We start from the raw sequence: 25,465 nt of genomic DNA on the forward strand, positions 1-25,465 counted from the left end.
CGACGGCGGCACGCCACGAAGGGGGCGGTCGTCGTGCCGCGCGGCCGACGCCAGGAAGAGCCGAGTGCCCCGCCGGGCCCGGGGCGGCCCCGTGGCCCCACGCGCGCGTGCCGCGCCGTACGCTCGGGGCCACCATGACGACCGTACGCGTACCCGCGGGCTGGCCCGCGACCGAGGAAGCCGCCCTGGCGGTTCAGGACGAACTGCGGGGGCGGGTGATCCTCGACGAGCCGGGCCCGGCGCCCGGTACCGGGCACGTGACGGGCGTGGACGTGGCCTACGACGACGAACGCGACCTGGTCGCGGCCGCCGCCGTGGTGCTGGACGCGGCGACCCTGGAGACCGTCGCGGAGGCGACCGCCGTCGGCCGGGTCTCCTTCCCGTACGTGCCGGGGCTGCTCGCCTTCCGCGAGATCCCCACCGTACGGGCCGCTCTCGACGCCCTGCCCTGCCCGCCCGGGCTGGTCGTCTGCGACGGCTACGGCCTCGCCCACCCGCGCCGCTTCGGCCTCGCGAGCCACCTCGGAGTCCTCACCGGCCTGCCCACCATCGGCGTCGCCAAGAACCCGTTCACCTTCGGGTACGACGATCCGGGTGCCCCGCGCGGCAGTCACGCGCCGCTGCTCGCGGGCACCGAGGAGGTCGGCCGCGCCCTGCGCACCCGGGACGCCGTCAAGCCGGTGTTCGTCTCCGTCGGGCATCGGGTGAGCCTGGACAACGCCTGCGCCCACACCCTCGTGCTCACCCCGCGCTACCGCCTGCCGGAGACCACCCGCCGCGCGGACGCGCTGTGCCGCGGGGCGCTGCGGGAAGCCCGGTCCGAGTAGCGAATCTGAGTACGAGTACGGATGCCGCTGTTACATGCCGACGGCAGGCTGGCCGCATGACGACACACCGTGAGTCCATGGCCCACACCGCCCGCCCCGCCGAGCGCCCCATGACGGCCGCGCTGGTCCTCGCCGTGGTGGCGGGGCTCGCCTGGACGGCCGGGATGCTCTACACCGTGCTCCAGTGGCAGGCCTAGGGCAGCCACTGGAGTCACGGGGACCCCGGGTTCACAGGGTCGCCGCCACCCGGAACCCGATCCCGGCCGCCCGCAGCCGGTCGATGAGCGCGTCGCCCATGGCCTGTGCCGTGGTGACCTGCCCGGCCGTGGCGGGCAGCTCGTCGAAGGCGAGGCAGAGCGCCCCCTCGGCGAACATCTTCGCCGTCTCGCCGTAGCCGGGATCGCCGCCCGAGACCTCCGTGAAGACGCGTCGGCCGCCGCCCTCGCCGACGAACCGCACCCGGAACCAGCTGCGCGCCCGTTTCTCGGCGCTCGGCCCCTCGCCGGGCTTGAGCCGGTCCGACAGCCAGCGCCGGGCCGGCGGCACCTGCGCGGCCGCGGCGACCGCGCCGACGGCCGCCACCCCGCCGAGCGCCACCGGCAGATGCCTGACGGCCGCGTAGTGCCGGTAGCGGAAGTCGGGGCCGTAACGGCCCAGGGCCCTCGCCGAACGGCGCACTATCTGGGCGTCGATGGTGGGCAGCGGCAGCGCCCAGGCCCCGATCTCCCGGGCGAACCGCGGCGCTCCGGCTGGCGCGGTCGCCCGCCGGCCCATCAGCCGGGGCTCGTGCCGGGCCCGGTCCCGCGCGGCGGCGGCCATCTGCCGGGGACGCGCGAACTGCTCCAGCGCGGAGGCGAAGGTGCCGCCGGAGAAGGCCGCTTCGGCGGTGACGAAACCGTCCACCGTCAGGGGCACGCCCTCCGGCAGCCGGCACACCGTGAAGTAGGCGCCCAGGTCGTGCGGCACCGAGTCGAAACCGCACGCGTGCACCAGACGGGCGCCGGTCTCCCGCGCGCGTGCGTCGTGGCGGACGTACATCAGGTCGACGAACTCGGGCTCCCCGCACAGGTCCAGGTAGTCGGTGCCGGTGTCCGCGCAGGCCGCGACCAGCTCCTCGCCGTAACGGCCGTACGGACCGACGGTCGAGGCCACCACGCGCGCGTGCTCGGCGAGGGCGCGGATCGAGGCCGGTTCCGTGACGTCGGCGCGCAGTAGGCCGACCTTCGAGCCGCCCGGCAGCCGCTCGCGCAGCGCCCGCAGCCTGCGTTCGTCGCGGGCCGCCACCGCCCAGCGCAGGCCCTCGGGGGCGTGCGCGGCCAGGTACTCGGCGGTGAGCTCGCCGACGAATCCGGTGGCCCCGAAGAGGACGATGTCGTAGGGACGGTCCGTCGATTTCAGCCTGCTCATGACACCTCTTGGTGGTCGAACCCGCGCCGTTGTCGGTGGCTGAGGCTAGCGTGAAGGGTGCGGACGCACCCCCACCGGGTATCTTGACTAAGCGCTTGCTCGTCCACTCTTGTGCTCAGTGGAACGTGTTCTTAGCATCATCGGTGTTACATCAGTTGTGTCACACGACTCCATCGGACCGGGGGCGGCATGACCACGGCAGGGACGCCAGGACAGGGCCCGCTCGCCGGCGTGCGCGTGGTCGAGCTGGCCGGCATCGGGCCGGGTCCGTTCGCCGCGATGCTCCTCGCCGACCTGGGCGCCGACGTGGTCCGCGTCGACCGGCCCGGCGGTCCGGGGCTGGCGATCGACCCGGCGTACGACGTCACCAACCGCAACAAACGCTCGGTGCTCGTCGACCTGAAGTCCCCGGGCGGCCCCGCGCAGGTCCTCGGACTCGCCGCCCGGGCCGACATCCTCGTCGAGGGCTACCGCCCCGGCGTCGCCGAGCGCCTCGGTGTCGGTCCCGCGCACTGCCACGCCCGCAACCCCCGACTGGTCTACGGCCGGATGACCGGCTGGGGTCAGGAGGGACCGCTGGCCCACCGCGCCGGGCACGACATCGCGTACATCGCCCTCACCGGCACCCTCGGCATGATCGGCCGCCCCGACGAACCCCCGGCGGTACCCGCCAACCTCCTCGGCGACTACGCGGGCGGCGCCCTCTACCTGGTCGTCGGCGTCCTGGCGGCGCTCCACCACGCGCGCACGACCGGCACCGGGCAGGTGGTGGACGCCGCCATCGTGGACGGCACCGCGCACCTCGCCGCGATGATCCACGGCATGCTGGCCGCGGGCGGCTGGCAGGACCGGCGCGCCGCCAACCTGCTGGACGGCGGCTGCCCCTACTACGGCACCTACGAGACCGCCGACGGCCGGTACATGGCGGTCGGCGCCCTGGAGCCGCAGTTCTACGCCGAGTTCCTCGGCCTGCTCGGCGGCCTGGAGGACCTGGCCGACGCCCGCAAGGACTGGACCCGCTGGGACGAGCTGCGCGAGCGGGTCGCCGCCCGCTTCAAGGCACGCACGCGGGACGAGTGGACGGCGGTCTTCGAGGGGACCGACGCCTGCGTGGCCCCCGTGCTGTCCCTGGAGGAGGCTCCGCACCACCCCCATCTGGCCGCCCGCGCCACCTTCACCGACCACGGCGGCATCACCCAGCCGGCCCCCGCCCCCCGCTTCTCCGCGACCCCCACGCGCGTACGCACCGCCCCCGCGCAACCGGGCGCCCACACCACCGAGGTGGCCCGCGACTGGGCAGTACCACCCCTGCTCACCACCCCCGAACCCACCGACGGCCCCCACGCCGAGGACCCCCGAAAGGCCCGCGCCCCCCGCAACGCCGGCGACCCCCGCAACGCCCACGACAAGGACACCGCCTGATGGAGCTCTCGACCTTTCTCGACTACGCGGGGGACCCGCGCCGAGCCGCGGACGAGGCGGCCGCGCTGGAGTCGGCGGGCCTCGACGCGGTCTGGGTCGCGGAGGCGTACGGCTTCGACTCGCCCACCGTCATGGGCTACCTGGCCGCCCGCACCGAACGCATGAAGATCGGCTCCGCGATCCTGAACGTCTACTCGCGGACCCCCGCCCTCATCGCCCAGACGGCGGCCGGCCTCGACGCCATCTCCGGCGGCCGGGCGATCATCGGCCTCGGCGCCTCAGGACCCCAGGTGGTCGAGGGCTGGCACGGCAAGCCCTACGACAAGCCGCTCGGCCGCACCCGCGAGACCATCGAGCTGACCCGGCGGATCCTGCGCCGCGAAACCATCGACCACCACGGCATCACCGACATGCCGCGCCCGGGCGGCCTCGGCAAGCCGCTGAAGATCCTCACCAGGCCGGTCCGCCCCGAGGTCCCGCTCTACGTCGCCTCCCTCGGCCCCGCCAACGTCCGGATGACCGCCGAGATCGCCGACGGCTGGCTGCCCACCCTGTTCATCCCGGAGAAGGCCCGGGACGTCTGGGGGACCCCGCTCGCCCAGGGCGCCGCCCGGCGCGACCCGGCCCTCGGCGAGTTGAAGATCGTCGCCGGCGGACTGCTGGCCATCGGCGAGGACGCGGCCGCCGTCCGCGACCTCGCCCGCCCCAGGATCGCCCTCTACGTCGGCGGCATGGGCGCGCCCGGCAAGAACTTCTACAACGACCTCGCCGTCGCCTACGGCTACGAGAAGGAGGCCCGGCTCATCCAGGAGCTGTACCTCGACGGCCGGCACCGGGACGCCGCGGCGGCCGTACCGGACGAGTTCTGCGAGCTCATATCCCTGTGCGGCCCCGAAGGCTACGTCCGCGAGCGCATCGAGGCCTTCCGCGAGGCCGGCGTGACCATGCTGGACGTCACCCCCGTCGGCCCGGACCCGGCCCGCCTGGTCGAGACAGTCAAGAACTGGCTCTGACCCCCACCGTCGCCCTGCGCGAACCCTCGTTGAAAGGCTTGTCAGTGAGCACCGAAGCGTATGTGTACGACGCGATCCGCACCCCGCGCGGCCGCGGCAAGGCGAACGGCGCCCTGCACGGCACGAAGCCCATCGACCTGGTCGTCGGACTCATCCACGAGCTCCGGAACCGCTTCCCGGGCCTCGACCCCGCCGCCATCGACGACATCGTGCTCGGTGTCGTCGGCCCGGTCGGCGACCAGGGCTCCGACATCGCACGGATCGCCGCCATCGCCGCCGGACTGCCCGACACCGTGGCAGGCGTCCAGGAGAACCGCTTCTGTGCCTCCGGTCTCGAGGCGGTCAACATGGCGGCCGCCAAGGTCCGCTCCGGCTTCGAGGACCTCGTCCTCGCCGGCGGCGTCGAGTCGATGTCCCGGGTGCCGATGGCCTCGGACGGCGGCGCCTGGTTCAACGACCCGATGACCAACCTGGCCGTCAACTTCGTACCGCAGGGCATCGGCGCCGACCTGATCGCCACCATCGAGGGCTTCTCGCGGCGGGACGTCGACGAGTACGCGGCGCTCTCCCAGGAGCGCGCGGCCACCGCGTGGAAGGAGGGCCGCTTCGACCGCTCCGTGGTCCCGGTGAAGGACCGCGCGGGCCTCACCGTCCTCGACCACGACGAGCACCTGCGGCCCGGCACCACCGCCGACTCCCTCGCCAGGCTGAAGCCCTCCTTCGCCGACATCGGCGAACTCGGCGGCTTCGACGCGGTCGCCCTGCAGAAGTACCACTGGGTCGAGAAGATCGACCACGTCCACCACGCGGGCAACTCCTCCGGCATCGTCGACGGCGCCTCCCTGGTCGCCATCGGCTCGAAGGAGATCGGCGAGCGCTACGGCCTCACCCCGCGCGCGCGGATCGTCTCGGCGGCCGTCTCCGGCTCGGAGCCGACCATCATGCTCACCGGCCCCGCCCCGGCCACCCGCAAGGCCCTCGCCAAGGCCGGCCTGACCATCGACGACATCGACCTGGTCGAGATCAACGAGGCGTTCGCGGCGGTCGTGCTGCGCTTCGTGAAGGACATGGGCCTGTCCCTGGACAAGGTCAACGTCAACGGCGGTGCCATCGCGCTCGGCCACCCGCTGGGCGCCACCGGCGCGATCATCCTCGGCTCGCTCGTCGACGAGCTGGAGCGCCAGGACAAGCGCTACGGCCTCGCAACGCTGTGCGTGGGCGGCGGCATGGGCATCGCCACCATCGTCGAGCGGGTCTGAAACCCCCGGCGGAACCAACAGACCTCACGGAGACACGAGCCATGACCGAGAGCACCACCATCCGCTGGGAACAGGACGACACCGGTGTCGTCACCCTCGTCCTCGACGACCCGAATCAGTCCGCCAACACCATGAACGCGGCCTTCGTCGAGTCCCTCGCCGCCGTCGCCGACCGGCTGGAGGCCGAGCAGGACTCGATCCGGGGGATCGTCTTCACCTCCGCCAAGAAGACCTTCTTCGCCGGCGGCGACCTGCGGGATCTCATCCGGGTCACCCCCGAGACCGCCCAGGACCTCTTCGACGGCGGACTTGTGGTCAAGCGCAACCTGCGCCGGATCGAGACCCTCGGCAAGCCGGTCGTCGCCGCCATCAACGGCGCGGCCCTCGGCGGCGGTTTCGAACTCGCCCTCGCCTGCCACCACCGCGTCGCCCTCGACACCCCCGGCACCAAGATCGGCTGCCCCGAGGTCACCCTCGGCCTGCTCCCGGGCGGCGGCGGAGTCGTCCGCACGGTACGCCTGCTCGGCATCGCCGACGCCCTGCTGAAGGTCCTCCTCCAGGGCACCCAGTACAACGCCACGCGCGCGCTGCAGCACGGCCTCGTCCACGAGGTGGCCGCCACCCCGGACGAACTGCTGGCCAAGGCGCGTGCCTTCATCGACGCCCACCCCGAGTCACAGCAGCCCTGGGACCGGCCGGGCTACCGGATCCCCGGCGGCACGCCCGCCAACCCCAAGTTCGCCGCCAACCTGCCCGCGTTCCCGGCGACCCTGCGCAAGCAGACCAACAACGCCCCCTACCCGGCGCCGCGCCGCATCCTCGCCGCCGCCGTCGAGGGCAGCCAGGTCGACTTCGAGACCGCCCAGGTCATCGAGGCCCGCTACTTCGTGGAGCTGGCCGCCGGACAGATCTCGAAGAACATGATCCAGGCGTTCTTCTTCGACCTCCAGGCCGTCAACTCCGGAGCCAACCGCCCGCAGGGCGTCGAGCCCCGCAAGGTCACCAGGGTCGCCGTGCTCGGCGCGGGCATGATGGGCGCCGGGATCGCCTACTCGTGCGCCCGCGCGGGCATCGACGTCGTCCTCAAGGACGTCTCGATCGCCGCCGCGCAGAAGGGCAAGGGCTACTCCGAGAAGCTGTGCGCCAAGGCCGTCGCCAAGGGCCGTACCAGCCAGGAGAAGGCGGACGCGCTGCTCGCCCGGATCACGCCCACCGCGGACCCGCAGGACCTGGCCGGCTGCGACGCGGTGATCGAGGCGGTCTTCGAGGACACCGCCCTCAAGCACAAGGTGTTCCAGGAGATCGAGTCCGTCGTCGCCCCCGACGCGCTGCTCTGCTCCAACACCTCCACGCTGCCCATCACCGCCCTCGCCGAAGGCGTCGAGCGCCAGGCCGACTTCATCGGGCTGCACTTCTTCTCGCCCGTCGACAAGATGCCACTCGTCGAGATCATCAAGGGCGAGCGCACCGGCGACGAGGCGCTCGCCCGCGCCTTCGACCTGGTCCGGCAGATCAACAAGACGCCGATCGTCGTCAACGACTCGCGCGGCTTCTTCACCTCCCGGGTGATCGGCCACTTCATCAACGAGGGCGTCGCCATGGTCGGCGAGGGCATCGAGCCCGCGTCGGTCGAGCAGGCGGCGGCCCAGGCCGGCTACCCGGCCAAGGTGCTCTCCCTGATGGACGAGCTGACCCTCACCCTGCCGCAGAAGATCCGCCGCGAGTCGAAGCGGGCCGTCGAGGAGGCGGGCGGCACCTGGCAGGCGCACCCGGCGGAGGCGGTCGTGGACCGCATGGTCGACGAGTTCGGCAGGCCCGGCCGCAGCGGCGGCGCCGGCTTCTACGACTACGCCGAGGACGGCAGCCGGGCCGGGCTCTGGCCCGGTCTGCGCGAGCACTTCACCAGGCCCGGCCACGAGATCCCGTTCCGGGACATGCAGGAGCGGATGCTCTTCGCCGAGGCGCTGGACACCGTCCGCCTGCTGGAGGAGGGCGTCCTCACCTCGGTCGCCGACGCCAACATCGGCTCGATCTTCGGCATCGGCTTCCCGGGCTGGACCGGCGGCGTCCTCCAATACATCAACGGCTACGAGGGCGGCCTCGCGGGCTTCGTGGCCCGCGCGCGCGAACTCGCCGACACCTACGGCGAGCGCTTCACACCGCCCGCGCTGCTCCTCGCCAAGGCGGAGAACGGGGAGACCTTCACCGACGCCCGCTGACGTCCGGGTCCGCACCGGGCTCGCCGCCCTCCTCAGGCGCGGCGAGCCACTGGTGCACCTCCGCCCTGAGCGACCGCTGGAACGTGGTCAGCAGTGCCTGCACCACCAGCGGCCGCATGTGCGCGGAGAGGGACTTCACGTCCTCCTCGGCCCGCTCGGCGACCTCCGCCCGCAACAGCTGTGACAGCTCGTGGGCCGCCGCCCGGGAGTGCTCGATCAGCACCGTGCGCGCGGCCAGGATCGCCTTCTCGGACAGCGGTACGTCGAGAAGCCGCACGGCCAGCCGGAACAGACCGGGGTCGACGCGGTAGGCGTCGCCGTCGGGCCGTACGACGTCCATGGCGACGAGCCGCTCGACGTCCGGCCCGTCCAGCGGGCGCCCGGCCCGGCGCCGCAGTTCCTCGGCGGTCACCGTCTCCTCGGCGTCCGGGGCCCAGGAGGCGACCGCGGCCCGGTGGATGGCCAGGTCGTGATCGCTCAGGCCCGGCGGCAGCTGCCGCAGATAGCGCTCGATCGCCGCCAGCGTCATGCCCTGGTGCTGCAACTCCTCGATCAGCGCCAGCCTGGCCAGGTGCTCACGTCCGTAGTGCCCCACCCGGCGGGGACCGATCACCGGCGGCGGGAGCAGCCCCCTGGTGCCGTAGAAGCGGACCGTGCGGACCGTGGTACCGGCCCGCGCGGCCAGCTCGTCGATCGTGAGCGCGGGCTCCCCGGACTCGCCGTCGGTGTCGGTCGTCATGTGCAGCAGTATCGCTGTCACACCGGCACTGCGACACCGTGAGAAGTCCCGCTTTGTGATCCACGTCATCGCATGTGCCCCGTGCCCGGGGGAAGGTTGCCGCTTGGTCTGTGCCCCCACCGGGCGCGCCGACCGAGTACGTCCGGACCCCGAGCGCGATCCGCCCGGGGCGCACCAGAGAGTGGAACCACCTGTGAGCAAGGACGCCGTCGACACGGCACAGGCCGTCGCCACCCGGACCGACGCGGCACAGACGCCCGCGGACGCGGGCGACGCCGGCTACAGCAAGGACCTCAAGCACCGCCACGTCAACATGATCGCCATCGGCGGTGCGATCGGAACCGGCCTCTTCCTGGGCGCCGGCGGACGCCTGCACAACGCCGGCCCGGCCCTCGCCCTCGCCTACCTGGTCTGCGGCATCTTCGCCTTCTTCGTGGTCCGGGCCCTCGGCGAGCTGGTCCTGTACCGCCCCTCCTCCGGATCCTTCGTGTCGTACGCGCGCGAGTTCCTCGGTGAGAAGGGCGCCTACGTCGCCGGCTGGATGTACTTCCTCAACTGGTCGACGACCGGTATCGCCGACATCACCGCGATCGCGCTCTACACGCACTACTGGAGCATGTTCACGAGCATCCCGCAGTGGACGCTCGCGCTGATCGCCCTGGCCGTGGTGCTCGGGGTGAACCTGATCTCCGTGAAGATCTTCGGCGAGATGGAGTTCTGGTTCGCGATCATCAAGGTCGCCACCCTGGTCGGCTTCATGCTGGTCGGCATCTTCCTGCTGGCCACCCGGCACAAGGTCGACGGCACCGCCCCGGGCCTGGGTGTCATCACCGACCACGGCGGGATCTTCCCGCACGGCCTGATGCCGGTCGTCCTGGTCATGCAGGGCGTGATCTTCGCGTACGCGGCCCTGGAACTCGTCGGCGTCGCGGCCGGCGAGACCGCCGAGCCGGAGAAGGTCGTCCCGCGCGCGGTGAACTCGATCATGTGGCGCGTCGGACTCTTCTACGTCGGTTCGGTCGTCCTCCTGGCCCTGCTGCTCCCCGGCTCGGTCTACTCGGCCGACGAGAGTCCCTTCGTCACGGTCCTCTCCAAGATCGGCGTCTCCGGCGCGGGCGACGTGATGAACCTGGTGGTCCTCACCGCCGCCATGTCCTCCCTCAACTCCGGCCTGTACTCCACGGGCCGGATCCTGCGCTCCATGGCGACGGCGGGTTCGGCCCCGAAGTTCACGGCTCGCATGAACCGCAGCCAGGTCCCCTACGGCGGCATCCTGCTGACGTGCGCGGTCTGCGTGCTCGGCGTCGTGCTGAACTACCTGATGCCCAGCCAGGCCTTCGAGATCGTGCTGAACGTGGCCTCCCTCGGCATCATCAGCACCTGGGTGATCATCATGCTCTGCCACCTGGTCTTCGTCCGCCGGGCGAAGGCGGGCCTGGTCGAGCGCCCCTCGTTCCGCCTCCGCTTCAGCCCGGGCACCGAGCTGGCCACGATCGCCTTCCTGCTGCTCTGCCTCGGCATGATGTGGAACGACCCGGAGGTCGGCCGCAAGACCCTCCTGCTCATCCCGGTGATCGCCGCCCTCCTGGTGGCGGGCTGGTTCGGCGTGCGCGGCCGGGTCGCCCAGCGGTCCAGCCAGAAGTAGCAGGTCAGCGCCGCTGTCAGTGGCATCGCCTAGGGTGGCGTCATGTCGGAGATCACGTACATCCGGGGGGACGCCACCGCGCCGTCGGGCAAGGGCGTCAAGGTGATCGCCCACGTCTGCAACGACCTGGGGGGCTGGGGCAAGGGCTTCGTGCTGGCGGTCTCGCGCCGCTGGCCGGAGCCGGAGAAGGCGTACCGGGCCTGGCACCGCGACCGCGCGCACAACGACTTCGCCCTGGGCGCGGTCCAGCTGGTCCGCGTCGAGCGCTGCATCTGGGTGGCCAACATGATCGGCCAGCGGGGGACCAGAACAGGCAGCAAGGGCGTCCCGGTCCGCTACGAGGCGATCGACACGGCACTGGCCACCCTGGCCGACCGGACCCTCGAACTCGGCGCGTCGGTCCACATGCCCCGCATAGGCTGCGGCCTGGCCGGCGGCAAATGGTCCCGCATCGAGCCGCTGATAGCCGAGCGGCTGGTCGCCCGCCGAATCCCGGTCACCGTTTACGACCACGGTGATGAAGCGCCTCTTTAGGGGCGCGGGGAACTGCGCGACCAGCCACAACGGACTCGCAGCCCCCATCCCACCGAACCCGGCAGACGCTTAGTGCACGTCGTTCGTAGCCTCGATCCGCTTCCACGACTTCGGCCGCACCGGAGCCACCGCCGCCCTGAACGCGGATGCCGCCGGCTTCGTCGGCTGGAACAGCCACGCATCGAACAACCCCGCCAGCGACTTCCCCGACACCTTCTCGGCGTACTCCTCGAAGTCCCCGACCGACGCGTTCCCGTACGCGTGCTCCTTCGGCCACCCCTTCAGGATCGCGAAGAACGCGTCGTCACCGACCGCGTTCCGCAGCGCCTGCACGGCCAGCGCCCCCCGGTCGTACACGGCGATGTCGAACTGGTCGTCGGGACCGGGGTCCCCGGGCTTGACCGTCCAGAACGCGTCGTCGGCCGGATGCGACGCGTACACGTAGTCGGCGAGCTCCTGCGTCGTTCCCTCGCCCTCGTGCTCCGACCACAGCCACTGCGCGTACCGCGCGAACCCCTCGTTGAGCCAGATGTCCTTCCAGCCCTTGAGGGAGACGTCGTCGCCGTACCACTGGTGGGCCAGCTCGTGCACGACCACCGACGTGTTGGCGCCGTTCGCGAACTGCTTCGGGCTGTAGTACACCCGGGTCTGCGTCTCCAGCGCGTACCCGGTGGTGGTGTTCGGCACGTACCCGCCGGCCGAGGCGAACGGATACGGCCCGAAATAGCCGGAGAGCCAGTCCACCAGTTCCCCGGTGCGCTCCACGCTCGCCCGCGCCGCCCCGTCGTTGTCCCCGAGGTCCCTGCTGTAGGCGTTGACGACCGGCACCCCGCCCTCGGAGGTGCTGGTGGTGATGTCGAACTTCCCGACCGCCAGCGTGGTCAGGTAGGTCGCCTGCGGCTTGTTCTGCCGCCAGTTGAAGCGGGTCCAGCCGCGCTGCGTACTCGTCGACTGGAGCGTGCCGTTGGAGATCGCCTGGGTGCCCTCGGGCACGGCCACCGACACGTCATAGGTCGCCTTGTCCAGGGGGTGGTCGTTGCTCGGGTACCACCACCAGGCCGCCTCGGGCTCGTCCGCCGCGACCGCGCCGTCCGGGGTGCGGTGCCATGTGTTGAAGCCGTACGCGCTCTTGGTCGACGGCACCCCGCTGTAGCGGACGACGACGGTGATCGGCGTGCCCTTCGCGAGCGGCGACTTAGGCGTGATCACCAGTTCGTGCTGACCGGAGGTGGTGAAGGCGGCCTGTGTCCCGTTGACCCGTACCTCGCTCACGTCCAGCAGGAAGTCCAGGTCGAAGCTGGACAGGTCCTGCGTGGTCCGCGCCAGGATCGTGGCCGTTCCGGCCAGTTCGTCGGTGGCGGGCTGGTACTGCAGGCGCAGGTCGTAGTGGGAGACGTCGTAGCCGCCGTTGCCGTAGTACGGGTAGTAGGGGTCGCCGATGCCCGGCGCGCCGGGGCTGTAACTCGCCGCCGACGCCGGGATCGCCAGCAGCAGGGAGGCCGCCGCGAGGACGCCCGGCGTGAGGATTCTGCGGTGCAAGTGAACTCCAGGTCGGTAGGGGGCCGGGGCGCCCCCGGCACAGCGGGCCGGGACGCCACGTCGATGGAGCATGCATCTGGTGGATGGAGCACGAGCCTGTTCGGAGCCTATTCAGTCCCTGTGACCCCTGGCCTGTCCATGGCCTCTGCTGTCACACGATCGCCATTCGGCCGTAATCCGATCCAACGGTCCCTCAGGCGCCCCCTTCTGCACGGGAGTTGACCAAGGTAGCGTCCGCCGCATGCCGATTCGTACGCGCTTCACGATCTGGAGACCGTTCGCCGTGGCGGCCGTCGCGGCCCTGATCGCCGCCTTCCTCACCCCGGCCACGGCCCAGGCCGCCGGTCACCCCCGGGAGAGCTGGCCCGTCTACTCGTACGCCCACGCCATCCGCGAGGCGGTCTGGGTGGACACCGGACTCGACTCCGACGGCGACGGGAAGACCGACCGCGTCGCCGCCGACATCGTCCGCCCCGCCGAACCCGCCGCCCAGGGCCGCAAGGTGCCGGTCATCATGGACGCCAGCCCCTACTACTCGTGCTGCGGCCGGGGCAACGAGAGCCAGCTCAAGACGTACGACTCCCAAGGGAACGTCGTCCAGATGCCGCTCTTCTACGACAACTACTTCGTGCCCCGCGGCTACGCCGTCGTCGGCGTCGACCTGGCCGGCACCAACCGCTCGGACGGCTGTGTCGACGTGGGCGGCCGCTCGGACATCCAGTCCGCGAAGGCCGTCGTCGACTGGCTGAACGGCCGTGCCACGGCGTACCGCAGCCGCACCGGCAGCACCACCGTCAAGGCGACCTGGACCAACGGCCGCACCGGCATGATCGGGAAGAGCTGGGACGGCACCATCGCCAACGGTGTCGCCGCGACCGGCGTGAAAGGCCTGAAGACGATCGTCCCGATCAGCGCCATCTCGTCCTGGTACGACTACTACTTCGCCCAGGGCGCCCCGCTGTACGACTCGGGACCGGACTGGCTCGCCGACGCGGTGGAGAGCGACTCGGCCCACGCCTCGTGCGCCGCCGTCCAGCGGAAACTGGTCGACGGCGCCCCGCGCAGCGGCGACTGGACCGGCCTGTGGACCGAGCGGGACTACGTCAAGGACGCGGCCAAGGTGAAGGCCAGCGTGTTCCTCGTGCACGGCATGCAGGACCTCAACGTCCGCACCAAGCACTTCGGCCAGTGGTGGGACGCCCTCGCGAAGAACGGCGTCCGGCGCAAGATCTGGCTCTCCGAGACCGGCCACGTCGACCCCTTCGACTACCGGCGCGGCGCCTGGGTCGACACCCTGCACCGCTGGTTCGACCACGAACTCCTCGGCTACGCCAACGGGATCGACCACGAGCCGATGGCCGACATCGAACGCCACCCCGACCAGTGGGTGACCTCCACCGTCTGGCCGCCGCGGGGTACACAGGCCACCACCCTGCGTCCCGCCGCGGGCACCCAGGCGGGCGTCGGCACCCTCGGCCTGCGCGCGGGCACCGGCACCGAGACCTTCACCGACGACCCGCGGCAGAGCGAGACCGACTGGGCGGCCCAGATCGCCACACCGACGCCGGACAAGGCCGGCTTCCTCACCGCGCCGCTCACGCACGACCTGCGGCTGTCCGGCTCCGCCACGGTCACGGTCACCGCCACCCCGACCACCTCGACCGCTCACCTGACCGCCGTCCTGGTCGACCTCGGCCCGGACACCATCCGGGACTACTCCGACGAGGCCGAGGGCATCACCACCCTCACCGACCGCACCTGCTGGGGCGAGAGCACGGCCGGTGACAGCGCCTGCTTCCTGAGGACCGCGGCCAAGACCAAGGCCGTCGACTACACCGTCTTCAGTCGCGGCTGGGCCGACCTCGGCACCTACGCCGACCCCGGCAGGGGCGTCCCGCTCACCCCGGGCAGGGCGTACACGATCACCCTCGACCTGGCGGCCACCGACCACGTCGTACCGAAGGGACACCGGCTGGCGCTGATCGTCGCGGGCACGGACAAGGACCTCATCGATCCGCCGTCCACCACCCCGACGCTGGCCCTGGACCTGTCCCGTACGGCGGCCGGGGTCCCGCTGGTCGGCGGCCCGGCCGCGTTCGCCGGCGCCACCACCGCCCGCTGGACCGCCCCCACCACGGGCCGCCTGGACGGCGTGCGCGCCCCGCGCACCACCCACCGCGTCCCGGCGAGCTGAGCACCCGGGCCTCGGAAGTACGCGCTCCTAGGCGGCCGGTCCGGTGTCCACCAGACCGGCCGCCTCCCGGGCGCACCCCCAGGCCACCGTGACCCCGGCCCCGCCGTGCCCGTAGTTGTGGACCAGCAGCCCGCCGTCCGGCCGGGGTGCACGCGCCAGCCGGACCGCTCCCCGGTACGGCCGCAGCCCCACCCGGTGCGACAGGACCCGTGCCCCGGCGATCTCCGGCCGTACCGCCGCACACCGCGCCACGATCCCGGCCGCGACGGCCGGATCCGGCTCCAGGGACCAGCGGTCCTCCTCCGCCGTGCCCCCGAGCAGCAAACCGCCCGGCTGCGGGAAGAAGTAGGCGGACGCACCCCCTTCGACCTCGTCGGCGGACGTGTACCAGGTCGTGATCCCCGGGTTCTCCACCACGACCAGCTGCCCACGCACCGGACGCACAGCGGGATCCGGCACCAGCGAACGAGCGCCCAGCCCGGTGCAGTTGACCACCACCGGCGCGGGCACCTCGTGCAGCCCGCGCACCTCCCGCTCCTCGACCGTCCCGCCCGCCCGCTCCAACCGCGCCCGCAACCATGCCAGATGGACCGGCATGTCGATCAACGGAAGGCGCGCCGCGACACCTTCGTCCGTGTCCGTGAGCCCCGGCACCCGTGCCGCCCAGGGACCCACCTCGTCCAGCCGCAGCCCCCCGTGTACACCCTCGACCAGGCGTACGCCGGTCTCCTCGGGCCGCGCCGCCAACTCCTCGTACACCACGAGGGAGGCCAGCGCCCATTCCCCGACCAGTGCCTCCGGTTCGATGCGGTACGGCCACCACAGCGCACCGGCGACCGCCGAGGTCGTACGCCCACCGGTCTCCCGTGCCCACACCCGCACCCGCCGGCCGCCCTCGGCCAGCACCACCGCCGTGGTCAGCCCGACCACCCCGGCACCGACCACGATCACTTCGCCGCTCAGCTCGTACGCCACAACGCGACGTTAGCCGAACATGTCATGCCGCGCTCAGAACGTCCCGCTCTGGGGATACTCACAGCATGTCTGCCGCATACGCGACCTTCGGCCTGGCCCCGGCGACGCGCGCCGGCGGGGTCCGCACCGACGGCGGCTACCAGCTCCACCGGGACTTCGTGGACTTCATCGTCGACGGCCGCCCGCTGCTGTTCCAGCTCTCCGACCTGGACGCCGTCTCCCCGCTCGCCTCCGACGTCCCGCCCGCGATCTTCACCGCCCAGGTCCGCTGCCTCTTACTGGAGGCCGAACCGCCGCTGCCCGACGACCGGTACGTCATCTACGGCTGCCCCGAGTGCGAGGACCTGGCCTGCGGCGCGGTCACCGCGCTCATCGAGCGGGACGGCGACGACTACGTCTGGCGCGACTTCGCCTGGCAGACCGACCCGCACGCCGACCTGGAGCTCAACGGCTACCACGGCATCGGCCCGTTCCGCTTCCACGGCCCCGGCTACCGCGAGGCCCTCGGCGCCCTCCTGGCGGACCCGGGCCCGCCGGCCGCCCGGCGCGTCCTGCTGATCGGTGCCCGGGTCGCCCTCCTCGCCAGGCTGGCCGCCGCCCTGCGCACCATCGGCATCGGCGCCGACATCACCCGCGACGCCGACGGCGTCCCCGCCGAGGAACTCCGCTGCTACGGCGCCGTGGCCTTCGGCCCCACCGCCAAGGAGCCCGAAAGAGCCGCCGTCCGTGCGGCGTTCGACCGGGCGGGCGTGGCGGTCGCGTACGTCGACGGGCTCGCCCCGATCATCCCGCTCCTCGTCGCCCAGATCGAGCACGCGCTCGACCGCAGCCCGCTCCCGCAGCGCCGGCTCACCCGCATGGTCGCCGCCGCCGGCACCGCCGTCGTCGAGGTCACCGCGCCCTGCCGGGTACAGCTCACCGCGTACCGGCTGGACCGGTTCACCCGCCCCCGCTCCCACGACCTCTTCGACGGCGTCCTGGAGCCCGGCAGCCACCGCCTCCCCCTCCACGGGATTCCGGCCAGCGGCGCGTCCTACCTCGTGGCCCGGACCACCGGAGGCGTCCTGGTGGCGGCGACGCCCCGCTGACCGGGCGGGAACGGGACAACGGGACGGGGAGCGCCCCGCGCGGACCATTAGGATCGGCCTTCTGATGACTGCCACCCTCGTCGCCAAGAACCTCGCCGCCGGGCACGGCGACCGCTCGCTCTTCGCCGGGCTCGACCTCGTCGTCGCGCCCGGAGACGTGATCGGTCTGGTCGGTGCCAACGGCGCGGGCAAGTCCACCCTGCTCCGGCTGCTCGCCGGGCTCAGCGCCCCCGAGCAGGGCGAGCTGCGCCTCTCCCCGCCCACCGCGACCGTCGGCCACCTGCCCCAGGAGCCGGAGCGGCGGCCCGGCGAGACCGTCCGCGCCTTCCTCGCCCGGCGCACCGGCGTCGCCGAGGCACAGCGCGTGATGGACGAGGCGACCCAGGCCCTGGTGGACGGCGCACCGGGCGCCGACGACGCCTACGCCGTCAGCCTGGAGCGCTGGCTCGACCTCGGCGGCGCCGACCTGGAGGAGCGGGCCGAGGAGGTCGCCGACTCGCTGGGCCTGGCCGTCGACCTGGACCAGCACATGACCGCCCTGTCCGGCGGCCAGGCGGCCCGCGCGGGCCTCGCCTCCCTGCTGCTGTCCCGGTACGACGTCTTCCTCCTCGACGAGCCCACCAACGACCTCGACCTCGACGGCCTGGAGCGGCTCGAACGCTTCGTGACCGGTCTGCGCGCGGGCACGGTCGTCGTCAGCCACGACCGCGAGTTCCTCACCCGCACCGTCACCAAGGTCCTCGAACTCGACCTCGCCCAGCAGCAGATCCGCCTCTACGGCGGCGGCTACGAGGCCTACCTGGAAGAACGCGACGTGGCCCGCCGGCACGCCCGCGAGGACTACGAGGAGTACGCCGACAAGAGGGCCGCCCTCCAGGACCGGGCCCAGATGCAGCGCTCCTGGATGGACAAGGGCGTCAAGAACGCCCGCCGCAAGGCGTCCAACGACAACGACAAGATCGGCCGCAAGTTCCGCAGCGAGGCCAGCGAGAAGCAGGCCGCCAAGGCCCGCCAGACCCAGCGCATGATCGAACGCCTGGACGTCGTCGAGGAACCGCGCAAGGAGTGGGAGCTGCGCATGGAGATCGCGGCGGCTCCGCGCTCGGGCGCCGTCGTGGCGACCCTCCGGGACGCCGAGGTACGGCGCGGCGACTTCACCCTCGGTCCGGTCTCCCTCCAGATCGACTGGGCGGACCGGGTCGCGGTCACCGGCGCCAACGGCGCGGGCAAGTCGACGCTGCTGGCCGCGCTGCTGGGCCGGGTGGAACTGGACGCCGGGCACGCGGCCCTCGGCTCCGGTGTGCTGGTTGGCGAGGTCGACCAGGCCCGCAGGCTCTTCCACGGCACCGAGTCCCTGCTGGACGCCTTCTGCGCCGCGGTCCCGGACACCGAGCCGGTCGAAGTGCGGACCCTGCTGGCCAAGTTCGGCCTCAAACAGGACCATGTGCTGCGCCAGGCGGGCACGCTCTCCCCGGGCGAACGCACCCGCGCCGCCCTGGCGCTGCTCCAGGGCCGCGGCGTCAACCTCCTCGTCCTGGACGAACCCACGAACCACCTGGACCTGCCCGCGATCGAGCAACTGGAGTCCGCCCTCGACACCTACGAGGGCACCCTCCTCCTGGTCACCCACGACCGCCGCATGCTGGACGCGGTACGGGTGACCCGCCACCTGGAGCTAACCACAGGCAAGGTCACGGAACGCTGATCCCTGGGGCGGGCTTCGGGCCTGCTCAGGAGCGCGGGGAGCCGTGCGGCCTGGGTGGCCATGCGGCTCCCCGCCGCCTCACCCCCGGACGGCTCCCGACGGAGTCGTCACCGCTTGCCGTTCTTCGGGTTCAGCAGGCCCGCGCGGCGCAGCGCGTCGGCCATCGCGCTGTTCGCCGGGGCCGGGGACGCCGCCCCCTGGCGGGAGCCGCCCCCCTGGCTCTGCTGCCGACGCTGCTGCGGCGGACGTGCGCCGCCGCCGCGCTGCTGCCGGCGCTCACCGGCGGAGGCCGGCGCCGCCTCGTCCTCAAGACGCAGCGTCAGCGAGATCCGCTTGCGCGGGATGTCCACGTCGAGCACCTTCACCTTGACGATGTCACCCGGCTTCACCACGTCCCGCGGGTCCTTGACGAACGTCTTGGACATCGCCGAGACGTGCACCAGACCGTCCTGGTGCACACCGACGTCGACGAACGCGCCGAACGCCGCCACGTTCGTGACGACCCCCTCCAGAATCATCCCGGAGGCGAGGTCGGAGATCTTCTCGACGCCTTCCTTGAAGGTGGCCGTCTTGAAGGCCGGACGCGGGTCACGCCCCGGCTTCTCCAGCTCCTTGAGGATGTCGGAGACCGTCGGCAGGCCGAACGTGTCGTCCACGAAGTCCGTCGGCCGCAGCGAGCGCAGCACACCCGTGTTGCCGATGAGCGAGGCCACCTCCTGGCCGGACGTCTTCACCATGCGCCGTACGACGGGGTACGCCTCCGGGTGCACGCTCGACGCGTCCAGCGGGTCGTCGCCGCCGCGGATGCGCAGGAAGCCCGCGCACTGCTCGTAGGCCTTCGGGCCGAGCCGGGCCACGTTCTTCAGCTGCGCGCGGGACGTGAACGGGCCGTTGGCGTCCCGGTGGTTCACGATGTTCTCGGCGAGCCCGGAGGTGATGCCGGAGACCCGCGCGAGCAGCGGCGCGGAGGCGGTGTTGACGTCCACCCCGACGCCGTTCACACAGTCCTCGACCACCGCGTCCAGCGAGCGCGACAGCTTCACCTCGGACAGGTCGTGCTGGTACTGGCCGACGCCGATCGACTTGGGGTCGATCTTCACCAGCTCGGCGAGCGGGTCCTGGAGACGGCGCGCGATGGAGACCGCGCCCCGCAGCGACACGTCCATGTCGGGCAGTTCCTGCGAGGCGAACGCGGACGCCGAGTACACGGACGCACCCGCCTCCGACACCATCACCTTGGTGAGCTTCAGCTCCGGGTGCCGGGTGATGAGCTCACCGGCGAGCTTGTCGGTCTCACGGGACGCCGTGCCGTTGCCGATCGCGATCAGCTCGACCGCGTGCTCCTGGGCGAGGCGGGCGAGCTTGGCGATCGCCTCCTCCCACTTGTTGGCCGGCACGTGCGGGTAGATGACGTCGGTGGCGACCACCTTGCCGGTGGCGTCGACCACGGCGACCTTCACGCCCGTGCGAAAACCGGGGTCCAGACCCAGCGTCGCGCGGGTGCCCGCCGGGGCGGCCAGCAGCAGGTCGCGCAGGTTCGCCGCGAACACGTCGACCGCCTCGTCCTCCGCGGCCGTACGCAGCCGCAGCCGCAGGTCGATGCCGAGGTGGACGAGGATCCGGGTCCGCCAGGCCCAGCGGACCGTGTCCGCCAGCCACTTGTCGGCGGGTCGCCCCCGGTCGGCGACCCCGAACCAGTGGGCGATGATCCCCTCGTACGAGGACGGTCCCTCGGCCGGTTCCTCCGGCTCCAGGACGAGGTCGAGGACGTCCTCCTTCTCGCCGCGCAGCATCGCGAGGATCCGGTGCGAGGGCAGCTCCGTGAAGGGCTCCGTGAAGTCGAAGTAGTCGGCGAACTTCGCGCCCGCCTCCTCCTTGCCGTCCCGCACCTTCGCGGTGAGCCGACCCCGCACCCACATGCGTTCGCGCAGCTCACCGATCAGGTCGGCGTCCTCCGAGAACCGCTCGGCGAGGATCGCGCGGGCCCCCTCCAGGGCGGCCTGCGGATCGGCCACGCCCTTGTCGGCGTCGACGAACGTGGCGGCCGCGGCGAGCGGTTCCACCGTCGGGTCGCCGAGCAGCCCCTCGGCCAGCGGCTCGAGACCGGCCTCCCGCGCGATCTGCGCCTTGGTCCGCCGCTTCGGCTTGTACGGCAGGTAGATGTCCTCCAGCCGCGCCTTGGTCTCGGCGCCCCGGATCTGCGCCTCCAGCTCGGCGGTGAGCTTGCCCTGCTCCCGCACCGACTCCAGGATCGCGGTGCGCCGCTCCTCCAGCTCCCGCAGGTACCGCAGCCGCTCCTCGATCGTGCGCAGCTGCGCGTCGTCGAGCATCTCGGTCGCTTCCTTGCGGTAGCGGGCGATGAAGGGCACCGTCGAACCGCCGTCGAGCAGCTCCACGGCAGCCTTGACCTGCCGCTCCCGTACGCCGAGCTCCTCGGCGATCCTGCCTTCGATGGACCCTGGAACCAGGGACCCGGGTGTCGTCACGATCCCGTACCGCCTTCTCCACTGAGGTTGCGCCGCAATTGTGGCAGGTGACACCGACAACCGGGCCGCAGGGCGCCATTCCGCCGTGTTCCCGCCCGTCGCGACCGACCCGCCTCACCCCTTGCCGATGAGATCCGCCGGGAAGGCGCCCGCCGCCACGGCCGCCGCGGCGAACCCGTGCGCCAGCTCGGTCAGCCGGGCCACTCCGTCGGCCCCCAGGTGCTCGTACGGCGCCCGGTCGAGCCGGTCCGTCTCCGTCTCGATCTCCGCCCGCAGGGCCACCCCCGCCGCGGTCAGCTCGCCCGCCGCGTCCAGCAGTCCGCGCTCCCGGAGCCGTTCCCGGGCCGCGTCCCAGTCGTCCCGGCTCCAGCCGCGCGTGGCGAACACCCACTTCGGCCGCATGCCCTTGCCGGTCGCGGTGTGCGTGACCACCGCCTCGAGACCGTCGAGACCGGCCGCGACCAGCGTCGCGATGTGCCCGTCGCCCCGGTGCTCACGCAGCAGCGTCGTCGCGTGCCAGTAGGCGAGGTGCGGCTCCCCGGGGACCGGCAGGTCCGCGTGGGCCGCATACAGCGGCCGTCCCGGGCGGGAGCACGCCTCGGTGGCCCGCAGCGCCAGTTCCGCCGCCTCGGCCATCGCGTCGCAGACCACCGCGTCCGCACCGAGCAGCCGCCGCATCGACGCGTCGACGGCACGCGCGCGTGCGGCGAGGACGGCGCCCGGGGAGGCGGCCTCCCAGACGGCCGGCACATGCCGGGCCACCAGCTCGTGCTTGTAGTTGTAGAACACGGCTGTCACCGTCCCGGCCCCGACCGGTCCCAACGCGGCCGCGCGCACCGCGAAGTTGACGGCCCGGGGGTGGTTGACCCCGAGCGCGGCCAGCTCCTCGGCCAGCTCGGGGCTGAAGAAGTGCGTCGCGTGCAGGGAGTTGAGCAGGGTGTGGCAGCGGCGGCCGGCGAGCGGCTCCAGGACGGCGGTAGTCATGGCGAGCACGCTACTGACTGGTTGGTACGGACTCCAGGGCTCCGACGCGGCGAGCCGGGAGCCTGTTCAGTCTCGGCCCGGGACCGACCACGTGAACCGCGGCGGGCGGCGCTCCAGGAACGCGGTGACGCCCTCCGCGGTGTCGCCGCTGCCGCGGGCCTGCTCCGCCCAGTGGGCGTCGCGGTCCGTGCGGCCGTTCGCGAACTCCTTCGCGGCGGCCTGCGTCAGCTGGGAGCGCGCGACCAGGACCCTGGTGAACTCCGCCACCCGCTTGTCGAGTTCGCCCTCCGGCAGCACCTCGTCCACCAGGCCGGTGCGCAGCGCCCGCTCGGTGCCGAGCAGCTCGCCCGAGAAGAGCAGGTACTTGGTGGTGGCCGGGCCGACGAGGGAGACCAGACGGCGGGTGGCGGCGGCCGGGTAGACGATGCCGAGCCGGGCGGGCGTCACCCCGAACAGCGCGCCCTCCTCGGCGAACCGCAGGTCGCAGGCGGCGGCCAGCTGTGCGCCGCCGCCGACGCAGTGGCCGCGGATGGCGGCGAGGGTCGGCTTGGGGAACGCGGCGAGCGCCTCCTCGGCGGCGCCGGCGAGGGCCTGGGCCTCGGTGGCGGAGCCCTGGAGGGTGGAGATGTCGGCGCCGGCGCAGAAGGTGGCGCCTTCGCCGGTGAGGACCAGCGCCCGCACGGCGGGGTCGGCGGCGAGTTCCCCGAGCAGGGGCGGGAGGGTCCGCCACATCGCCGCGGTCATCGCATTGCGTTTGGCCGCGTTGCGCATCACTACGGTGGCAACGGCTTCTTCGACCCGGTGGGTGAGGCGGGGCTCCATGATGCCGGATGGTATCCACGCGTCGCGCGGTTCCCCACGCCCCCAGGGTTGCAGTACAACCCTAATAGTTCGCGAAGTCGGCTTTCGGCGGGTCAGCAAGCGGTCCCACAACTGACGTTGTCATACGCCAACGGTCAGATCCGTTCGATAGTTGCTGACTTGTGTTCAGTCATCCGGAGCGGAGCGGGTCGTTACCAACACTCGACGTGTGGTGACAATCGAGCGCGAGGGTGGCGACCGGACGATGGAGAACCACGGGCGCGGGCACGACCCGCGTCCAGAGGCGGGCGGCGAGCCGCCGCCGGATCCGCTGCCGTACGAGGGTGTCTGGCGGTTCACGGCCGCCGCCGTGGACGCCTCCGTCCCGCAGGCGCGCCGCGCCGTACGGGACCTGCTCCGGCGCCAGGGCGTCCCCGTCGCGGAGGACCTGGTGTACGGACTGTTGCTGATCGTCTCCGAACTGGTCACCAACGCGGTCAAGCACGCGGCGGTGCTGTCGCCGGTGCTGGCCGTCGAGGTCGCCGTCGGCGCCGAGTGGGTGCGGGTGTCCGTGGAGGACAGCCACCCCTACCGCCCGACCGCCCTGGAGGCCGACCACGGCCAGACCGGCGGCCGGGGGCTGCTGCTGGTCCGGGAGATCGCCCGGGAGGCGGGCGGGGTCGTGGACGTGGAGCACACGTCGAGCGGCGGCAAGGTGATCTGGGCCGCCCTGCCGCTCAAACCCGCGATGCTGTCGTGACGGCGGACCGGGTGCGGCCTCTCACCAGCCCGCGGACGCGCCCGTCAGCTCCCTGACCGCCGGACGGGCCGCGTCCAGCACGGTCATGAACCAGGCGGAGAAGGGCTCCTCGGCGTGCCGCTCGGCCAGCTCGGCGGCCGTCACGAAGGCGGTCGCCTCGACCTCCTCGGGGTCCGGCACGAGCGGTGCCTGGACCATCCCGACGAAGAGGTGGTTGAACTCCTGCTCGACCAGGCCGGAGGCCGGGTCCGGGTGGTTGTAGCGGACCGTACCCGCCTCGGCGAGCAGCGACGGGGAGACGCCCAGCTCCTCGAAGGTGCGGCGGGCCGCCGCCGCGAAGGGCGCCTCGCCGGGGTAGGGGTGGCCGCAGCAGGTGTTGGACCACACGCCGGGGGAGTGGTACTTGCCCAGCGCCCGCTGCTGGAGCAGCAGCCTGCCGTGCTCGTCGAAGAGGAAGACGGAGAAGGCCCGGTGCAACTGTCCGGGCGGCTGGTGCGCGGCCAGCTTCTCCGCGGTGCCGATGGTCACACCCTTCTCGTCGACGAGTTCAAGCAGGATCGCGTCCGCGGTGCCTTCCGACGTGCTGTGCGTCGTGGTGGCAGGTGTGATCGGCATACCCATCCTTCGCCTCGGTCCTGGCACCCCAAGTCTGCCGTACGAAACCGACACTTCCGACACTTCCCGTGCGGGCACGCCGGAAGGGGGCCCGGTTGTTGATCGTGCCCTAAGCGTACGAACGGGAACCCTGCGGGCCCCAAGGGGTACCTGTTCGGGGACGCCTCGAACGCCAGGACGACGGTGACGTCAGTGGCAGAGCCGGGCTTCGTGCTCCGCGTGTCCGCTCGGCTCCAGCTGGAAGGTGCAGTGCTCCACGTCGAAGTGGTGGCCGAGGCAGCCCTGCAGTTCGTGCAGCATCTTCTCGTGGCCGATGGCGTTCAGTACGTCGGAGCGGACCACCACGTGCGCCGACAGCACCGGCATGCCGGAGGTGATCGTCCAGGCGTGCAGGTCGTGGACGTCCTCCACGCCGTCCAGCGCCAGGATGTGCGACCGCACCTCCGCCATGTCCACGTCCTTCGGAGCGGACTCCAGCAGGACGTCCAGGGTCTCGCGCAGCAGCTTCAGGGTCCTCGGCACGATCATCACGCCGATGACCAGCGAGGCGATCGGGTCGGCCGCCTGCCAGCCGGTGGTCAGGATCACCGCGGCCGAGATCAGCACCGCCAGCGAGCCCAGCGCGTCGGCCGCCACCTCCAGGAAGGCGCCGCGCACGTTCAGGCTCTCCGACTGGCCGCGCACCAGCAGCGTGAGCGAGATCATGTTGGCGACCAGGCCGATCGAACCGAACACGATCATCTGGCCGCCGTGCGTGTCCGCGGGCGTCAGGAACCGCTGGACCGCCTCGTAGAGCACGTAGCTGCCCACGCAGAGCAGCAGCAGACAGTTGGCCAGGGCGGCGAGGATCTCCGCGCGTGCGAGGCCGAAGGTGCGGTTGGTGCTCGCCGGGCGGTTGGCGAAGTGGATCGCCAGCAGGGCCATGCCGAGGCCCAGGGCGTCGGTCGCCATGTGCGCCGCGTCCGCGATCAGCGCGAGCGAGTCGGCCACCAGACCGCCGAAGATCTCGACCACCATCACCCCGAGGGTGATGGCGAGCGCGACCCGAAGCCGGCCGCGGTACGCCGCCGCGGCCGTACCGGTGGCCGGTACGTGGCTGTGTGCGTGGCCGTGGTCGTGGCCTGCCCCCATGGGATCCGCCTCCTGTACTGGGCCCGGGATGACAGTGAACTACGGGTGGGGGGTATCCGGCAACGCGGCAGTGAACACCGTTGTCATGTGCCCTGACCTGCGCAAACGAACCCAGGTCAGGG

The 25,465-nt window shown here is 72.1% G+C and carries 21 protein-coding genes; 12 read left to right on the forward strand and 9 right to left on the reverse strand.

The genetic code is table 11. The annotated features are described in order from the left end of the window. The first annotated feature begins 134 nt into the window (after positions 1-134). A complete protein-coding gene (locus ACZ3KP_RS29925) occupies positions 135-827 on the forward strand; it encodes an endonuclease V (protein WP_467503102.1) in 693 nt (230 codons plus the stop codon). A 56-nt stretch (positions 828-883) separates the two neighbouring features. After that, positions 884-1,024 carry a morphogenic membrane protein MmpA gene (gene mmpA, locus ACZ3KP_RS29930; RefSeq protein ID WP_165939265.1) on the forward strand — a complete coding sequence of 47 codons (141 nt, stop codon included), beginning with the start codon at positions 884-886 and terminating at the stop codon, positions 1,022-1,024. A gap of 31 nt (positions 1,025-1,055) precedes the next feature. On the opposite strand, the gene ACZ3KP_RS29935 is transcribed toward mmpA, so the two are convergent. Beyond that, positions 1,056-2,234 carry a saccharopine dehydrogenase family protein gene (locus ACZ3KP_RS29935; RefSeq protein WP_467503104.1) on the reverse strand — a complete coding sequence of 393 codons (1,179 nt, stop codon included), beginning with the start codon at positions 2,232-2,234 and terminating at the stop codon, positions 1,056-1,058. A 189-nt stretch (positions 2,235-2,423) separates the two neighbouring features. Here ACZ3KP_RS29935 and ACZ3KP_RS29940 point away from each other — a divergent pair, with 189 nt between their 5' ends. From ACZ3KP_RS29940 to ACZ3KP_RS29955, 4 genes are read left to right on the forward strand one after another with little or no spacing between them, the layout of a single operon-like run. Beyond that, positions 2,424-3,656 (forward strand): CaiB/BaiF CoA transferase family protein, encoded by a 1,233-nt coding sequence (locus ACZ3KP_RS29940; RefSeq protein WP_467503106.1) that lies wholly within the window; start codon positions 2,424-2,426, stop codon positions 3,654-3,656. Then, a complete protein-coding gene (locus ACZ3KP_RS29945; RefSeq protein WP_467503107.1) occupies positions 3,656-4,669 on the forward strand; it encodes an LLM class F420-dependent oxidoreductase in 1,014 nt (337 codons plus the stop codon). Before ACZ3KP_RS29940 ends, ACZ3KP_RS29945 begins: the two co-directional genes overlap by 1 nt. 44 nt (positions 4,670-4,713) lie before the next feature. Beyond that, positions 4,714-5,928, forward strand: a complete 1,215-nt coding sequence (locus ACZ3KP_RS29950) for an acetyl-CoA C-acetyltransferase (RefSeq protein ID WP_467503108.1) — start codon at positions 4,714-4,716, stop codon at positions 5,926-5,928. Positions 5,929-5,969: 41 nt separating this feature from the next. Then, complete coding sequence (locus ACZ3KP_RS29955; protein ID WP_467503110.1) at positions 5,970-8,147, forward strand: 3-hydroxyacyl-CoA dehydrogenase NAD-binding domain-containing protein; 2,178 nt, start codon at positions 5,970-5,972, stop codon at positions 8,145-8,147. On the opposite strand, the gene ACZ3KP_RS29960 is transcribed toward ACZ3KP_RS29955, so the two are convergent. After that, positions 8,131-8,886 (reverse strand): MerR family transcriptional regulator, encoded by a 756-nt coding sequence (locus tag ACZ3KP_RS29960; protein WP_467503112.1) that lies wholly within the window; start codon positions 8,884-8,886, stop codon positions 8,131-8,133. The genes ACZ3KP_RS29955 and ACZ3KP_RS29960 overlap by 17 nt on opposite strands. 193 nt (positions 8,887-9,079) lie before the next feature. On the opposite strand from ACZ3KP_RS29960, the gene ACZ3KP_RS29965 reads away from it, so the two are divergent. Together ACZ3KP_RS29965 and ACZ3KP_RS29970 are read left to right on the forward strand one after the other, a co-directional pair. Further along, on the forward strand, positions 9,080-10,531 hold the full coding sequence (locus ACZ3KP_RS29965) for an amino acid permease (protein WP_467503113.1): 1,452 nt from the start codon (positions 9,080-9,082) through the stop codon (positions 10,529-10,531). A gap of 42 nt (positions 10,532-10,573) precedes the next feature. Beyond that, positions 10,574-11,065 (forward strand): macro domain-containing protein, encoded by a 492-nt coding sequence (locus tag ACZ3KP_RS29970; protein ID WP_467503114.1) that lies wholly within the window; start codon positions 10,574-10,576, stop codon positions 11,063-11,065. Positions 11,066-11,134: 69 nt separating this feature from the next. Here the strand turns inward: ACZ3KP_RS29970 and ACZ3KP_RS29975 are convergent, their stop codons facing one another. After that, positions 11,135-12,604 carry a M1 family metallopeptidase gene (locus tag ACZ3KP_RS29975; protein WP_467503115.1) on the reverse strand — a complete coding sequence of 490 codons (1,470 nt, stop codon included), beginning with the start codon at positions 12,602-12,604 and terminating at the stop codon, positions 11,135-11,137. A 241-nt stretch (positions 12,605-12,845) separates the two neighbouring features. Between ACZ3KP_RS29975 and ACZ3KP_RS29980 the strand changes: the two genes are divergently transcribed. Then, a complete protein-coding gene (locus ACZ3KP_RS29980; protein WP_467503117.1) occupies positions 12,846-14,798 on the forward strand; it encodes a Xaa-Pro dipeptidyl-peptidase in 1,953 nt (650 codons plus the stop codon). A gap of 27 nt (positions 14,799-14,825) precedes the next feature. Here ACZ3KP_RS29980 and ACZ3KP_RS29985 read toward each other — a convergent pair whose 3' ends face one another. Continuing rightward, complete coding sequence (locus ACZ3KP_RS29985) at positions 14,826-15,749, reverse strand: NAD(P)/FAD-dependent oxidoreductase (protein WP_467503181.1); 924 nt, start codon at positions 15,747-15,749, stop codon at positions 14,826-14,828. An 89-nt stretch (positions 15,750-15,838) separates the two neighbouring features. On the opposite strand from ACZ3KP_RS29985, the gene ACZ3KP_RS29990 reads away from it, so the two are divergent. Beyond that, on the forward strand, positions 15,839-16,861 hold the full coding sequence (locus ACZ3KP_RS29990; RefSeq protein ID WP_467503118.1) for an oxidoreductase: 1,023 nt from the start codon (positions 15,839-15,841) through the stop codon (positions 16,859-16,861). A gap of 64 nt (positions 16,862-16,925) precedes the next feature. Continuing rightward, positions 16,926-18,566: an ABC-F family ATP-binding cassette domain-containing protein gene (locus ACZ3KP_RS29995; RefSeq protein ID WP_467503120.1), complete on the forward strand. Its 1,641-nt coding sequence runs from the start codon at positions 16,926-16,928 to the stop codon at positions 18,564-18,566. A 107-nt stretch (positions 18,567-18,673) separates the two neighbouring features. Here ACZ3KP_RS29995 and ACZ3KP_RS30000 read toward each other — a convergent pair whose 3' ends face one another. The 3 genes from ACZ3KP_RS30000 to ACZ3KP_RS30010 all read right to left on the reverse strand — a co-directional run bounded on the left by ACZ3KP_RS30000 (position 18,674) and on the right by ACZ3KP_RS30010 (position 22,858). Then, positions 18,674-21,052, reverse strand: coding sequence for a Tex family protein (locus ACZ3KP_RS30000; RefSeq protein ID WP_467503122.1), 2,379 nt, complete (start codon positions 21,050-21,052; stop codon positions 18,674-18,676). Between the two features lie 114 nt (positions 21,053-21,166). Next, a complete protein-coding gene (locus tag ACZ3KP_RS30005) occupies positions 21,167-22,036 on the reverse strand; it encodes an SCO6745 family protein (protein ID WP_467503123.1) in 870 nt (289 codons plus the stop codon). Between the two features lie 66 nt (positions 22,037-22,102). Continuing rightward, positions 22,103-22,858 carry an enoyl-CoA hydratase/isomerase family protein gene (locus ACZ3KP_RS30010; RefSeq protein WP_467503125.1) on the reverse strand — a complete coding sequence of 252 codons (756 nt, stop codon included), beginning with the start codon at positions 22,856-22,858 and terminating at the stop codon, positions 22,103-22,105. Between the two features lie 244 nt (positions 22,859-23,102). On the opposite strand from ACZ3KP_RS30010, the gene ACZ3KP_RS30015 reads away from it, so the two are divergent. Then, positions 23,103-23,597: an ATP-binding protein gene (locus ACZ3KP_RS30015; RefSeq protein WP_358981881.1), complete on the forward strand. Its 495-nt coding sequence runs from the start codon at positions 23,103-23,105 to the stop codon at positions 23,595-23,597. A 21-nt stretch (positions 23,598-23,618) separates the two neighbouring features. Here ACZ3KP_RS30015 and idi read toward each other — a convergent pair whose 3' ends face one another. Then, positions 23,619-24,212, reverse strand: a complete 594-nt coding sequence (idi, locus tag ACZ3KP_RS30020; protein WP_467503126.1) for an isopentenyl-diphosphate Delta-isomerase — start codon at positions 24,210-24,212, stop codon at positions 23,619-23,621. A gap of 189 nt (positions 24,213-24,401) precedes the next feature. Continuing rightward, positions 24,402-25,343, reverse strand: a complete 942-nt coding sequence (locus tag ACZ3KP_RS30025) for a cation diffusion facilitator family transporter (protein WP_358981825.1) — start codon at positions 25,341-25,343, stop codon at positions 24,402-24,404. Positions 25,344-25,465 lie beyond the last annotated feature (122 nt).

It is taken from the genome of Streptomyces sp. NPDC020958, from assembly GCF_055562175.1.

What these genes read in the sequence shown, in the direction of transcription:
- ACZ3KP_RS30010 (WP_467503125.1), bottom strand. Translation starts at nt 22,858, where the DNA reads ATGGAGCCCCGCCTCACCCACCGGGTCGAAGAAGCCGTTGCCACCGTA.
- ACZ3KP_RS29945 (WP_467503107.1), top strand. Translation starts at nt 3,656, where the DNA reads ATGGAGCTCTCGACCTTTCTCGACTACGCGGGGGACCCGCGCCGAGCC.
- idi (WP_467503126.1), bottom strand. Translation starts at nt 24,212, where the DNA reads ATGCCGATCACACCTGCCACCACGACGCACAGCACGTCGGAAGGCACC.
- ACZ3KP_RS29990 (WP_467503118.1), top strand. Translation starts at nt 15,839, where the DNA reads ATGTCTGCCGCATACGCGACCTTCGGCCTGGCCCCGGCGACGCGCGCC.
- ACZ3KP_RS30005 (WP_467503123.1), bottom strand. Translation starts at nt 22,036, where the DNA reads ATGACTACCGCCGTCCTGGAGCCGCTCGCCGGCCGCCGCTGCCACACC.
- ACZ3KP_RS29940 (WP_467503106.1), top strand. Translation starts at nt 2,424, where the DNA reads ATGACCACGGCAGGGACGCCAGGACAGGGCCCGCTCGCCGGCGTGCGC.
- ACZ3KP_RS30015 (WP_358981881.1), top strand. Translation starts at nt 23,103, where the DNA reads ATGGAGAACCACGGGCGCGGGCACGACCCGCGTCCAGAGGCGGGCGGC.
- ACZ3KP_RS29955 (WP_467503110.1), top strand. Translation starts at nt 5,970, where the DNA reads ATGACCGAGAGCACCACCATCCGCTGGGAACAGGACGACACCGGTGTC.
- ACZ3KP_RS29980 (WP_467503117.1), top strand. Translation starts at nt 12,846, where the DNA reads ATGCCGATTCGTACGCGCTTCACGATCTGGAGACCGTTCGCCGTGGCG.
- ACZ3KP_RS29925 (WP_467503102.1), top strand. Translation starts at nt 135, where the DNA reads ATGACGACCGTACGCGTACCCGCGGGCTGGCCCGCGACCGAGGAAGCC.
- ACZ3KP_RS29970 (WP_467503114.1), top strand. Translation starts at nt 10,574, where the DNA reads ATGTCGGAGATCACGTACATCCGGGGGGACGCCACCGCGCCGTCGGGC.
- ACZ3KP_RS29960 (WP_467503112.1), bottom strand. Translation starts at nt 8,886, where the DNA reads ATGACGACCGACACCGACGGCGAGTCCGGGGAGCCCGCGCTCACGATC.
- ACZ3KP_RS29995 (WP_467503120.1), top strand. Translation starts at nt 16,926, where the DNA reads ATGACTGCCACCCTCGTCGCCAAGAACCTCGCCGCCGGGCACGGCGAC.
- ACZ3KP_RS30025 (WP_358981825.1), bottom strand. Translation starts at nt 25,343, where the DNA reads ATGGGGGCAGGCCACGACCACGGCCACGCACACAGCCACGTACCGGCC.
- mmpA (WP_165939265.1), top strand. Translation starts at nt 884, where the DNA reads ATGACGACACACCGTGAGTCCATGGCCCACACCGCCCGCCCCGCCGAG.
- ACZ3KP_RS29935 (WP_467503104.1), bottom strand. Translation starts at nt 2,234, where the DNA reads ATGAGCAGGCTGAAATCGACGGACCGTCCCTACGACATCGTCCTCTTC.